15 protein-coding genes are annotated in these 13309 nt (G+C 42.2%); 10 read left to right on the plus strand and 5 right to left on the minus strand.

From position 1 onward, the window contains the following. The first annotated feature begins 88 nt into the window (after positions 1-88). Positions 89-706, plus strand: coding sequence for a glutathione S-transferase family protein (locus tag F955_RS04650; protein ID WP_004891844.1), 618 nt, complete (start codon positions 89-91; stop codon positions 704-706). A gap of 74 nt (positions 707-780) precedes the next feature. Here F955_RS04650 and F955_RS04655 read toward each other — a convergent pair whose 3' ends face one another. Both F955_RS04655 and F955_RS04660 read right to left on the minus strand, forming a co-directional pair. Beyond that, entirely contained in the window at positions 781-2385 is a 1605-nt protein-coding gene (locus F955_RS04655; RefSeq protein ID WP_004891847.1) for a bifunctional 3-(3-hydroxy-phenyl)propionate/3-hydroxycinnamic acid hydroxylase, read from the minus strand. A 366-nt stretch (positions 2386-2751) separates the two neighbouring features. Further along, positions 2752-2988, minus strand: a complete 237-nt coding sequence (locus F955_RS04660) for a hypothetical protein (RefSeq protein ID WP_004891850.1) — start codon at positions 2986-2988, stop codon at positions 2752-2754. Between the two features lie 398 nt (positions 2989-3386). Here F955_RS04660 and F955_RS04665 point away from each other — a divergent pair, with 398 nt between their 5' ends. The 5 genes from F955_RS04665 (at position 3387) to F955_RS04685 (ending at position 8171) form a co-directional block, all read left to right on the plus strand. Then, entirely contained in the window at positions 3387-4409 is a 1023-nt protein-coding gene (locus F955_RS04665) for a CobW family GTP-binding protein (protein ID WP_004891853.1), read from the plus strand. A gap of 81 nt (positions 4410-4490) precedes the next feature. After that, complete coding sequence (locus tag F955_RS04670) at positions 4491-5021, plus strand: YaeQ family protein (RefSeq protein ID WP_004891855.1); 531 nt, start codon at positions 4491-4493, stop codon at positions 5019-5021. Positions 5022-5108: 87 nt separating this feature from the next. Further along, complete coding sequence (locus F955_RS04675) at positions 5109-5732, plus strand: MgtC/SapB family protein (protein ID WP_004814826.1); 624 nt, start codon at positions 5109-5111, stop codon at positions 5730-5732. Positions 5733-5811: 79 nt separating this feature from the next. Then, positions 5812-6150 (plus strand): FKBP-type peptidyl-prolyl cis-trans isomerase, encoded by a 339-nt coding sequence (locus tag F955_RS04680; protein ID WP_004891857.1) that lies wholly within the window; start codon positions 5812-5814, stop codon positions 6148-6150. 173 nt (positions 6151-6323) lie between these two features. Beyond that, the gene (locus F955_RS04685; protein WP_004891860.1) at positions 6324-8171 is read left to right on the plus strand and encodes a sensor domain-containing diguanylate cyclase; all 1848 of its coding nucleotides are present in this window, start codon (positions 6324-6326) and stop codon (positions 8169-8171) included. Here the strand turns inward: F955_RS04685 and F955_RS04690 are convergent, their stop codons facing one another. After that, positions 8172-8639 (minus strand): GNAT family N-acetyltransferase, encoded by a 468-nt coding sequence (locus F955_RS04690; RefSeq protein WP_004891863.1) that lies wholly within the window; start codon positions 8637-8639, stop codon positions 8172-8174. It abuts the gene before it with no gap. A 409-nt stretch (positions 8640-9048) separates the two neighbouring features. Here F955_RS04690 and F955_RS04695 point away from each other — a divergent pair, with 409 nt between their 5' ends. From F955_RS04695 to F955_RS04705, 3 genes are all read left to right on the plus strand, one after another. Then, on the plus strand, positions 9049-9540 hold the full coding sequence (locus F955_RS04695; protein WP_004891866.1) for a hypothetical protein: 492 nt from the start codon (positions 9049-9051) through the stop codon (positions 9538-9540). A 226-nt stretch (positions 9541-9766) separates the two neighbouring features. Continuing rightward, entirely contained in the window at positions 9767-10039 is a 273-nt protein-coding gene (locus F955_RS04700; RefSeq protein ID WP_004891868.1) for a hypothetical protein, read from the plus strand. 166 nt (positions 10040-10205) lie between these two features. Beyond that, a complete protein-coding gene (locus tag F955_RS04705) occupies positions 10206-10703 on the plus strand; it encodes a DUF2505 family protein (protein ID WP_004814839.1) in 498 nt (165 codons plus the stop codon). Positions 10704-10766: 63 nt separating this feature from the next. Here F955_RS04705 and F955_RS04710 read toward each other — a convergent pair whose 3' ends face one another. After that, positions 10767-12047: an MFS transporter gene (locus F955_RS04710; protein WP_004891872.1), complete on the minus strand. Its 1281-nt coding sequence runs from the start codon at positions 12045-12047 to the stop codon at positions 10767-10769. Between the two features lie 335 nt (positions 12048-12382). Here F955_RS04710 and def point away from each other — a divergent pair, with 335 nt between their 5' ends. Then, the gene (gene def / locus F955_RS04715) at positions 12383-12859 is read left to right on the plus strand and encodes a peptide deformylase (RefSeq protein ID WP_004891877.1); all 477 of its coding nucleotides are present in this window, start codon (positions 12383-12385) and stop codon (positions 12857-12859) included. A gap of 9 nt (positions 12860-12868) precedes the next feature. Here the strand turns inward: def and F955_RS04720 are convergent, their stop codons facing one another. Further along, positions 12869-13306 carry a YbjQ family protein gene (locus tag F955_RS04720; RefSeq protein WP_004891880.1) on the minus strand — a complete coding sequence of 146 codons (438 nt, stop codon included), beginning with the start codon at positions 13304-13306 and terminating at the stop codon, positions 12869-12871. Between the last annotated feature and the right edge of the window lie 3 nt (positions 13307-13309).

Consider the following 13309-nt stretch of genomic DNA (forward strand, 5'->3'; position numbering starts at 1 on the left):
GATGAAATGATTGGTAGCATATCCTCACTAATCTCACTCTAAAATAACGCTATAGTCAGGGAATAAAATAAAGCATAGGTTCACGATTATGATGACCTTATATAATAATCCGCAGTCTCGCGGCCTGACTTTGCTGTCCTTGCTGAAAGAGCTGGAGATTGAAAATCAGCTTGAGCAGATTGAAATTGCTTATACTGAGATGCACCAGCCAGCTTATGAGCAGATTAATCCCATGGGTAAGGTTCCATGTCTGGTGGATGATGGTATTGTCATTTCAGAAATGGCAGCAATTTATGTCTATCTGGCAGATAAATATCGGGAGAAAGGTCTGGCGCCTGCACTAGATGACCCTAAGCGCGGAGCTTATCTGAAATGGATGTTCTTCTGCCATGGCCCTTTTACTGAATATATTGATATCAAAAACCTCAAGGTACTTCAGACAGAGATCGAAAAGAATCGTAGAAGCCTGAGCTTTGGTCACGAAGATTCTGTATTTAGTTTCCTTAAGCAGGAAATACAGAGAGCAAATCCATATTTACTTGGTGAAAAATGTTCGGCTGCAGATTTATATGTGGCTTATTGTTTAATCTTTGCTATTTCCTCCGAAATATTACCGCCTTTTGAGGAGTTCAAGCCTTTTTTACAGCAGATGGCGTACCGTGATTCACTCAAAGATATTCCATGGTTTGAGCGATACCGTACTTAGCTGAAACCTTATTTATTGTCATCCATAAATAAAAAAACCACGCCGTAGCGTGGTTTTTTAAGTCAGGTCAATTATTATTTAACATGGAGCTTGTTGAACAGCGCCTTGCTTGTGCTTTCCATAGATTGAGGAATGGCAAGGGCAGCAACGAAGCGGTCTGGACGCAGGATGACGATAGAATCTTTGGTCTTGCCAAACCATGTACGGATATCAGTGCCGATATCACCAATGGTAATAACATCTTCATATTGCTTGCGCTGTTGATTAGACAGCTGAACCGCAGGAATGACCTGAATGAACTTCACGCCAAGTTTTTTCCATTGCTGCATTGATTCCTTGCTTAAGCCCCATTTCGGATCTACACCCCAGGCAATGATAGCAAAGTCATTACCAATGACTTCATCCAGTAATACTGTTTCACCAGATTCCAGTTTGACCTGTGGCTGAATGAACATTTTCCCGATTGGAGAGTCTTTCTGAGCATTCGCCAGTAACGCACCATCATGATATTTAGGCATTGGTTTAAAGCGCATTTCCAGCAGGTACTGTTTGATTGGCTTAATATAGTTCAATGCATAGGCAATACCGTCACGCACAAAACCTTGCCATTTTTTCGGTGGCGCTAGCACATGGCCTGCCATGACTGAAAGATCGATCATCGCTTTGGCATGGTCCTTACGTTCTACCTGGTAAGAGTCCAGTAAGTCTGGGCCTGCTTTGCCTTGTACCACTAGTGCTACTTTCCAGGCCAGGTTAAAGGCATCACGCATACCGCTGTTATAGCCTTGACCTTGCCATACAGGCATAATGTGCGCAGCATCACCGGCAAGCAGAATACGGTCGGCACGGAATTTGTCCGCAATACGCGCATTATGGGTATAAACACGCTGACGGATCACTTCAATACCATCAGTATTTGGCAGGACTTTAGACAAGAGTTTGGCAATATTTTCTGGCTTGCTCAATTCTTCCTGCGTTTCACCTGGCATGACCATGAATTCGAAACGACGGATACCGTGAGGCAGGGCAGCAGATACATAAGAACGCACCGGGTCACAGCACAGGTAAATATGCGGGGTTGCCAATGGGTCATTGTCAATATCGATCACAATCCACTGGTTTGGTGCAGTTTCACCCTCAAATGGAATATTTAAAGTACGACGCACATAAGAGTTACCGCCATCACATGTGATCAGGTATTGCGCGCGTACAACTTCCGAACCACCATCTTTGCTCTGAACATTTAGTGTTACGCCGTCAGCATCTTGGCTGAAATGAGTCAAGTGACGAGAGAACAGTACTTCAGTTTTCTTATACTTTTTTAGACCTTGCAGTAGAACATTGTCTACCTGTGGCTGAATAAATGCGTTACGGCGAGAGAAGCCAAACTCACGCGTCAATGGTTGAATATCCGCAAAACAGCGACCTTTCGGAGTCAGGAAACGCATCGCATGGTTGGGTGTGGTATGTGGAAGAACCTGATCCACCAGACCTAATGATTGAATCGTACGCAATGATTCATCATCAATGCCAATTGCACGAGGGTAATCAATCAGGCTGTCCAGCTGTTCAACTACAGTGACCTGTACGCCCTGTTTACTCAGGTAGTTAGCAATCGTCAGACCTACCGGACCTGCACCCAAAATGGCTACTTCAGTTGTGTAATTTGCATTGCTCATCGCAAGGTTCCTTAAATCCGTCCACAATGAAGTGGATTAAGGGCCAAATCCAAAGTCTAAACAAGCTATGCCATAGTCGGTGCTACATAGTTATAATGCATGGTGAAAAAACAATTTTAATATTCATATTATTGATAAATAACAAAATTTATTAATATGTCTCATAGTCTGGAGTGATTTAATAATTATCATTTATTATGATAGAAAGTAAAAAGAGCTTAGAAAAATGGCTGAATGCAGAGGTCTGCAATCAGCCATTTAAAGTTCCTGTAGAGTATGGAGTATAAATCCACTGGAGAGTTACCCAACAGGAGCTATGAGTACCCGAATGAACGGCTACTCATTATCGGTAAAAGCAAAATTGCCTTATTGAGCAGATGATGCTTTTGGTGTTTTAGTTGCAGGTTCTGCAGCTGCTTCTGAAGCTGGTTGTTCTGCAGTCGCCGGAGCAGTTGCAGCTTGAGTTTCAGGAAGCTCCTGAGTGCTCACGACAACTTTTTCTTCTTCAGATGTTGTTTTGCTATCTGTGGTTTTAGTTGCTGCGAAGCTAGTTGCCGCTGCTGCGCTGAGTGTAGTTGCAAGTAGAATTTGAGCATAGTTCATGTTTGGCATCCTTATAGGTTTTATTCACAAGTCATTTATTGTGTTGACCATCACATCAACACAACAGGGACTTATGCTAGGGGCGGAAAATTCGTACCGCAATTGATTTAACAGAAGCTATAGAACAATGTGTACGTCCGGTATACAAAACTCAGGGTTATGTTTTATTTTTGTTAAATTTAACCCCAAAAAATCAATTAAAATGTTTTAAAACATTTCATAATTGACTAAATTTTAATCTTATGTCAGTGGTTGCCTACGCTGAAAATTGGTAAAAACTGACAGAATTGAAGTTTTGAGGAACTTACTAGTTACGTCAGTAAATTAACTCCCTGCAAGTCAAATGGCATTGTTATAATGTATCAATTTCCTCATTTTCATTGCTATGTGAGCTCGCCTTGAAACTCCTTTCTCCTTCATCTGCAGTGCCCGTGCATATTATTTCCGGTTTTTTAGGGGCAGGAAAAACCACACTACTGAAGCATTTGCTCAGTCAAAAGCCGGAAAATGAAGTCTGGGCAGTATTGATGAATGAGTTTGGTCAGATTGGCGTGGATCAAGCCTTATTACCACAACATGAAGGCTACGCAGTCAAAGAACTATTGGGTGGCTGTTTATGCTGTAGCAGTCAGTTGCCAATGCAGGTGGCATTGTCGCGATTATTATCCGAATCCAAGCCAGATCGACTGTTTATTGAGCCGACCGGGTTGGGGCATCCAGCGCAGTTATTGGAACAGCTCACAGAACCGCACTGGCAGACTCATCTGAAGATGCAGGCATTAATGACTGTCGTCGATGGTTCGCGTTTGCATGATCAGGTCTGGACGACCCAGAACCTGTATGCCGATCAGCTCAAGGCTGCCCATATTGTCATTGTGTCGCATACCGATTTAATGACTGCAGAAGATCAGGAAAGTTTGAAACAGCTACAGCAAGAGTACCAGGCTTATAACCAGGTCTGGTTATTTAGTGCAAATGGCCAGATTGATATTGAACAGCTCAAGCAGGACTATATCGGTTCTGTTCGTCAGATTCAGCCCTTGTTAAAACAGCAGCGTTCCCTTGGTGCAGATGAGGTTGCAGTGAAAATCCAGCAGCTACCTTATCATTATGTGGAATCCGCACAAGGTTATGCAGTGGCTGGCTGGAAGTTGCCAAAACGCTGGCAGTTTGATTTTTATGATCTGATTGATTTGCTCTGTGAACAGCAGGACTGGCTACGTATCAAAGGGATTTTTAATACCAATCAGGGCTGGAAAAGCTTTAACTTTAATCCGGAGCAGTTTAACTATCAGTCAGCAGAAGAGGGTATTGATAACCGGGTCGAGATTATTTACCAGACTGAACGTGACTGGCTGAATTTTGAAACTGCGCTGATGCAATGTCGGATTGATGCGGAAGCAGGACATTCTGCTAGCTAAATTTTCTGGCATGGCGATAAATCTGTTCAGCAAAATCGATATAAATCTTATATGCTAGGCGCCAAATTTGAGGATTGTGTTATGGCGCTTAAAGCAACGATTTACAAGGCTGACCTGAATATTGCCGATATGGATAACCATCGTTATCAAGACTATCAGTTAACGATGGCATTGCATCCTTCGGAAACCATTGAACGTCTAATGGTGCGTGTTTTGGCTTATGCACGTTTTGCTGGTGAAACGCTTGAATTTACTAAAGACCTGTTTGAAACTGATGAACCTGCTCTCTGGGAGAAAGACCTGACCGGTCAACTGATACAGTGGATCGAAGTCGGCTTGCCCGATGAAGATAAGGTCAAAAAGGCAAGTGCCCGTTGCAAGAAAGTTGCCGTCGTGGCTTATGGTACTTCTGTTGATGAATGGTACAAGCGCAGTTCTAAACTGAAGACCCTATCCAATGTGGAAGTGTGGAAGCTGTCTCCGGCGAGTACCGAAGCCGTACAACAACTGTGTGAACGCACTATGCAGTTGCAGCTAAACATTATGGATAGTGAATGGACTTTGATTGGCGATCAGGCACAGGCTGTAATTGAGTGGGAACAGTTACAATAACAACTCACAAGGATGCAAGTTTCGACTTGTATCCTCGCCCCAATATTTCGTATATCTGGAGAGAATAATAAGGTCCAGGGACGAAGCATGTATCATGAACTTTATGATTTGCTGTTAGCAGTCGTGATTGGTGCAGTTATTGGGGCAGAACGGGAATATCATAGTAAATCTGCCGGACTGCGCACCATGATCATGGTCAGTCTGAGTTCCTGTCTATTTACTATTATTTCCTTAAAAATCGGTGTGGCCAACCCCGACCGTCTGGCAGCCAATGTCTTAACTGGCCTGGGTTTTCTGGGAGCCGGAGTAATTTTAAAAGATGACAACCGGATTTCTGGTATTACCACTGCAACCACGATCTGGATGACAGCTGCACTGGGCATGGCAGTTGGTGCTGGCTATGAACTGTTAAGTGTCTGGGCAACGGTGATCGTGCTGATCGTACTGGTTCTACTGGTCTATGTACAACGTGGGATTGAGCATCTGAATCAAGAAAGAAACTACGAAATTGTCTGTCCTTTTGAGCAGCATGAGCCGGATCATTATGAAAAACTGTTTAAACAATACAAATTAAAAGTCATTCATTCCAGCCAGCAAAAAATCGACCGACGGATCACAGGCCGCTGGATCCTGATGGGTTCGGCTAAAAATCACCAGAAATTAACCCAGTATTTATTACAGGATAAGAAGATTCAGGAACTCAGCTTTTGATCCATTGCAGTTAAAGTCTGAGGAATTTGGCTCAATCGCGTTTATACTAGTGCTATTTGCAAAATGAAGGATATGGGCGATGACCAAAGAACTAGAAATTATTGACCTGGTGGTGGGTGAAGGTAAAGAAGCGGTAAAAGGTGCACTGATTACCACGCATTACACTGGCTGGCTGGAAGATGGAACCAAGTTTGATTCATCGCTGGATCGTGGCAACTATTTTGAGACGGTCATCGGCACTGGCCGTGTGATTAAAGGCTGGGATCAAGGCATTATGGGCATGAAAGTAGGGGGTAAACGTAAGCTGATCGTACCTGCTCACCTGGCTTATGGTGAACGTAAAATGGGGAACATTATCCCGGCGAATTCCAACCTGATTTTTGAAATCGAACTGTATGACGTTAAAACACGTGACTGATATTATGTGACTTTCTGAACAGTACAATATGTCAGGAATTCAGTAGCAGGATAGCTCGTCGGTTATCCTGCTTTTTTATATGAAAAATCATTGGCAATATCCAACATTCCACGTACATTAGAATTAATAACAGTAGTTACAGGATGGTCTTTTTGCTCAGGTTTAGGGGGATTATGCTGATATTGGCATCGTGGTTGATGCTGATATTTTTGATGGGGACTACACGGATCGTGTGGGCTCAATATGATGCTGCTCCAGAATCTTATTTCCTAGCTCATCAGAATGAGGTCACCGAACTAAAATTTGATGAAGATAGTACCACCTTGTTGCAAGGCAAATGGCAGTTCTATCCACGTCAGTTCATTGAGCAACCAGATCCTGAACTCGAATCACAAGTAGTTGAACTTCCAGCTTCATTCAAGAGTCTCACCGGAACCAATGCCACTTATGGCACTTTTATTAGTCATTTTAAAATTCCCAAAAAATTTATCGGACAACGTTTAGCGATTCAGATTCCGAGTCAGTATGGTGCTTATAGCATTTATTTAAATGGGGATATCTTGCTGCGTCTTGGTAAAATCAGTAAAACCCCGGCAGGGCAGGTGACTGAAAAGGCACCTAAGATCGCATCTTTTGTGCCACAGAATGAATATTTTACCTTAAGTATTCAGGTTTCCAACTATACTAATTTACATGGCGGACTAGAAAAGCCTCTGAAAATTGGCCCCTCTGCGACCATTAATCGACAGTTTATGCTGCAAATGATGAGTATCGCCGTGGTCTGTGGCACAGTGCTGGGTGTAGGACTATTTACCATTTTATTTTCTCTGTTTCGCGGATCTGTGGAGCGAAATAGCCGCAGTGTATTTATTTTTGGCTTATTTATTATTTTTTTGGCACTGCATAATCTGTTTTCTGCCCCGCATCCATATGCCATTGTGAGTAAAATCAGTTGGTTATGGGGCGCTCGTCTAGAATATCTGTTTACTTTTCTGGCAATCTTATTCTTCCTGAGCTACATGTACCTGTTTAAGCCGCGTTATATCCGACGTTCAATTTATTACGTAGGTGCGGGATTACTGATTTTTAATATCGCAGTAACATTGTTCAGCACACCAGAAGTTTTTGAGCGTCTGGCTTTGTATAGTGTTATCTATGGTCTGGTGATACTGGGTAATTTTATTTACGGGTTTTATGTGACACTTTCTCAAGGAGATGAATATTCGTCCACTAACCTGTTTGCCATCATCTTTCTGTGTGTGACTTTTCTTAATGATTATCTGGTATTGCTGAATGTAATTGAGAGCGTACATCTGTCATTTATTTCGACCAGTCTGTATGCCTTAATCATTATGTTTCAACAATCTCGTAATTATGCCCATCAAACCTACTATACCGAGCGACTGAATAATAAATTAATGGTCTTGAACAGTTCACTGGATCAGAAAGTTCGAGAAAGAACAGCACAGTTACATGAACTGAATACTAAACTGCAATATCAGATTAATGTCGATGCCTTGACTGGCGCCTATAACCGGCGTGCCTTAAATGAAGAAATCCAGCGCCTGTTTAATCAGACCATTCAACATCCTGAACAGACCTTGTCCTTTGCCATGATCGATGTGGACTACTTTAAAAAATATAATGATTACTATGGTCACTTAAAAGGTGATGAAGTATTGCAACGGCTGGTTCAGGTGATTCAGCAGGTTTTGCCTAAACAGGGATATTTAGCGCGTTACGGAGGGGAAGAATTCGCAATTCTGTTACATGATATGCCGATTGCGGAAGCCCGGGAAACTTTTGAAATCGTACTGCTTGCAGTGCGGGCAGAACAGTTAGCGCATGACAACCGTAGGGATGATAAAGATTATGTTACTGTAAGTATGGGGGTTGCCTATATGGATGCTCATCATCCTTATGCAGATATTCATACACTAATGAAAACAGCAGACCAGCATCTGTATGAAGCCAAACTTGCAGGTAGAGACCAAATCAAAAGCAAGGCTGTTGCAGCCTGATCAGAACTGAGGATAGGTGCTGGAAGATAAAGCTTTGAACAGGTGCAACGCAGGTTCATCCTGCATGTGGGGAGAAGTATTCTGAAAACCAAGTTTAGTATAGTAGGGCAATGCAGTTCGTGTGGTTTCAATTTCGAGACGGTCAATTTTTTTAGGCGTCATAAAATCCAGCATGTAATAAAATAACTGTGTTCCATATCCCATACGTTGCATACCGCTACTTACATAATGCATGCGGATTTCTCCCTGATCACTCACCATCAGAAAACCGACCACTCTGTCATGTACGGTATACACCCAGCAATCGTTATATAGCATTTCCACAATCAGGGTGGAATGGGTAAATGCTTCAAGCCAGGTTTGTATACGGGTTTCCTCACGTTGATGATCCATGACACAGGAGCGAATACTGTCATGAACAACATGTACAATTTGAGGAATATCCTGAACCTTTCCTTCACGAATCATAAGGCAAATTTAACTAAACTAAATAATAACGAGTGTTTCATTTAGCAGCATCTAAAGTATGAATGAAAGTCTAGGATTGTTATATTTTTAGGGAATTTTCCGGCAAAAAAACTCTTTATACAGCATTTCTGTGGCGCATTTGTGTGGCTTGTTTAAATTGTTAGACAGCGTGTATTGATTTTTATTCGCATTTACATTAGAGCTAAATTCTTTAGTCAGTATAAAAAATATTTTAGAAGTATTTAAAGAAATTATCCTATAGTGAGAAATATAAATTTTTCGAAATATTTTGAAATGACTAAAGTTGGGTATTTTTCAATCAATATGTTATGGTTTGTAAATGAACTGTAATTGAGTAGATCTGTGGTTACAGATTGAAGATAAGAAAAATGAATAAGAGACTTAGCCTATGGTCAAAGTAATGCTTGTTATCTGTAGTGTTTTGGTGATGTATGTTGCCTGGATAATCGCCTTCAAAATCTATAAAGCCCGCTATCATGGTCAGCGCTTAAAGCCTGAAGCAGAGCCGCCGTCTTCCCAAGATCAAACGTCTATTTGTACTGCACAAAAGCCACATGAACTCGCTATGACGGTAGATGCTTATGAGCTAGAACTGTTCGATGATATCGCTAAAATGTTATTCAAGCAGTCCGCGATTATTACTGAGCGTACTCAGGCTGAAGGGTTACAGCAGAAATGGTTGAATCGAATGCCGCTCCAGACCAATAGTGTGATCCGAAAAATGGACTTGGGAGAGTGGTCTATTTACTGGAATTTTTATGGTCAATCTATCGAGTATTATGTGGGACGTTATGGAGTTTTCTATACGCATGTGGACCGGCATGGGGAAGAACATCGATATGAACATCGTTTTGAGTCAGACCATGCACATTGTGCCTAATAAAGTTTTGAATGAATACGGATAACTGTTCAGGTTGATGCAATCTGTTTGGTCTATAATTTTCTTAACCATTAATAGCCCTCATTCTTGTTTTTTCTCTTGATGATGCCAGTGCATATATTCAATAAGATTCACGTCCTCGGCCGTATGCTATGGTGCAAATATTTCTATCTGTTATTCGCAAGCAGTCAGCATGCTAAAATCTGCTTTTGTCAGGAGCACGACAATGCTGATTGACTTCCGGCAGGCCCAACTAGATCGTTTTATCGAATTGGCACGGAAGATTCAGGCACAGCCGCAGCAGTATCTCCAGTTTGATTCGGTATCAGATTTTTATAAGGCTACCTGGCTGAATGATTTTCCGAAAGGTACGACCTGGTATACCTCTGGGCTGGATGATGGTGCAGATGAGTTTGAAGCTGTCATTTGCTATCCCGGAGCCAAGCTGATCATCAGTAGTGGCATGAAAACTCAAGTGTGGTTAAAGGTGGATGATTGACTTATGTGCCTTAATTTACCTAAACATTGCATAATGACTCTGGATCAGAAATTCAGTTTAATACTGTCGATATACAGCAAAGTTATCTGATCCTGAATTTGGCTTTATAATAAGCTTCCTCAATACAAGCCACATCCACAATTTAAAAAATAAAAAGGAAAACCACATGGCACATCAATTTACTGTAAAGGCAAACATCAATGGTGTTTCTATTGATGAATTCAAGCGTCTGGTCAGTGATATCAGTATGCACGAAGCGGTCTGTCGTCGTATTCCGGCGCAGAACATGGAGATTCTGGTTTCTGAGAAACAGGGTGAAATCTATACCTTGAAACGTGCATATAACTTGGACGTGAATATTCCAGATATCGCAAAAAAACTGTTACGTGATGCTTTTCGTCTGCAACGTACCGACATCAGTAATCTGGAACATTTGACTTCTACAGTGGAGCTTGGTGCGAACCTGCCAATCGAAGCGACTTGCCAACGTGCAGTAAAAGGTGATGAACGCCAGATTGAGTTTCAACTGGACTGGACCGTAAAAGTAAAGGTGCCCTTGGTCGGCGGCATGCTGGAAAAACATGCGGAAGGCGAAATCCGCAAATTTAGCCAGATTGAAATCAGCATCATTGAAGATGAAATCCGTAAAAGTCTGACTGCCTAAATGGCAAGCAGGTCAAAAAAAGAGCCCATATTGAGGCTCTTTTTTATCACAATATTTTATTGATCAGACTGCCGATTTTTCAAATTTACTTCTATAAATCAGAGCGGTGAACAAGGTCACCAGACATACAGTCCAGACATAGTACATTGCACCAATATTGCTATACAGGCTAAGCCATTGTACGAGTGGCAAGGTAATTCCGCCGGCAATAGCATAGGCCAGATTGTAAGAGAAAGAAATCCCGGTAAAGCGGATCTGTGCCGGGAACATTTTTACCATGCTGTAAGACACCATCCCGACTGTACCGGAGCTTAAACCTAACAACATATACAGCATGAACACGGTTGACGGTGCAACATGGCCTAGGCTGTTATAGAAAATGCCCGCCATAGTCGCAACTAGAAGAGAACCAAACAGAATGACACGCCCAGCACCAAAACGATCGGCCAATACACCTGCCAGTACACAGCCCACCATTTGCATCACAATCGCCGCACTTTGCATTTTAAAGGCATTGGCACGTTCAAAACCAAAAGCACCGACCAGCAGGTTTGGCATCGCCAGAATCAGTACCACTACACAGCCCGTCAAGAACCAGGTAAAAAGCATTCCAATCACGACACCGGTTTTATGCTTTGCCAGAACCTGTTTCACCGGCAATTCTTTTGCCAGTTCTTTTTTGGCTTGCATGGCTTTAAATACCGGTGTTTCTTTCAGGTAACTCCGCAGGTACAACGCTACAAAACCAAAAATACCGCCGAGGATAAAGGGAATACGCCATGCCCAGTCTTTAATTTCTGCTTCAGAGAACTGTAAGGAAATAAAGAGTGACATCAAGGCTCCCAGCAGAATCCCGAGTGACAGGCCTGCGGTAAGCACACCATTGGCAATCCCGATACGACGCTCAGGGACATGTTCAGAGACAAAAGTCCAGGCAGCAGGAATTTCACCACCAATGGCAATTCCTTGTAGCACACGCATTAACAGCAACAGAATTGGCGCTGCATAACCAATGCTTTCAAAGGTCGGCATGACCCCGATCATCAGGGTAGGTAGTGCCATTAACAGAATTGACAGGCTAAACAGTCGTTTACGTCCAATTAGATCACCAAAATGTGCCATCACTACACCACCCAATGGACGGAAGAAATAACCCGCAGCAAAAATGCCGTAGGTATTCAACATGGCCCAGAAAGGACTGAGTGTGCTGGGGAAGAACAGCTCTGAAATGAGCTTGGCATAAAATACATAGATGACAAAATCATAAAACTCGAGCGCGCCGCCCAGTGATGAAAGTCCAAGAGTGCGTTTATCTGCTTGTGACAGGCGCGGAGGTGCATCCATGCTGAAATCCTTAATCTATTACTGAGTATTTGTTTGATTTTAAAAGAAACATTTTTTATTGAATAATCAATCTTTCTTTGCTAAAAATAAACTAAAAGTTATAAAAAAAGATATTTATAAAATGCTTTGGAATAATAAAAGTTGAAATTGAGCAAAGAACTGAACTAAAAAATAGAGATGACTGATTTTTTAGTTCGTATTGATGTTCTTTCCTGATCAGGCTATTCGTTTAAAAAGTTTTCAGTGATACAGATTACAAAAAAATCTGCTTTGGAAGGCGCTAAAATTGGCTTATAAAGAGTAGAGGCATTGCCTTAAATGAAGAGAGATTTAACATGACTGTGTTAACCGTGGCCAGGCAAGGTGAGGCAATTTTAGGACTCGTTGCAACTGCTGTGGCAGATTCGGAATTCGGCAGTGAGTGGCTGTATCAGCTCAATAAATCCATGATGGATACCATGCTTGACCGTCAGGGGGTAGGTATTGCTGCCCCACAAGTGTATATTTCCAAGCGGATCATTATTGTTGCTTCACGTCCAAACCTGCGTTATCCCGAGGCACCGTATATGGAAGCAGTGACAATGCTCAATCCGGAAATTGTACATGTTTCTGAAGCACAAGTTCTGGGTGAAGAAGGCTGTTTGAGTGTGCCGGATCAAAGAGGCAAAGTTGCCCGGGCACAAGATATTCGGGTGCGTTATTACACCATGGAAGGTGTGCAGGTTGATGCTGAATTTAGTGGCTTTGCTGCACGGATTGTGCAGCATGAAATCGATCATCTGAATGGAATATTATTCACTGAGAGACTTTGAATCTAAGACTTAAGGCTTTTTAATGGCAGTGCCATAAGCAAAGACTTCCACCATTCCACCTTGCATGCCCAGTTCTGTAGTACTCAAGCGTAATCCCATAATCTGAGTAGCACCGATTTTCTCAGCTTCACACTTCAGGCGAACAACAGCTTCCCGGCGTGCACGTTCCACAATACTTTCATAGCTGACCAGACGTCCACCCAAAATGTTCTGAATATTGGCAATCACATATTTAAAATAATCATGGGAAATCACTACATTGGAGCTAATCAGCTGACCTTCGAATTCTGAAATTGTAAAACGGTGAGTATCTAGCACAATATGAGCAAGCCGTACTTCCTGTTCCGCCAGCTCTTTTAGATGTTTTCGTTCATAATAACGACCAAAGCCAAAACCTACCGAAAACAGCAGGGCAAAAACGACAAACTGAAAAATCAGGTTATCCATAGC

The sequence above is a fragment of the Acinetobacter schindleri CIP 107287 genome, assembly GCF_000368625.1.
Lineage (GTDB): Bacteria > Pseudomonadota > Gammaproteobacteria > Pseudomonadales > Moraxellaceae > Acinetobacter > Acinetobacter schindleri.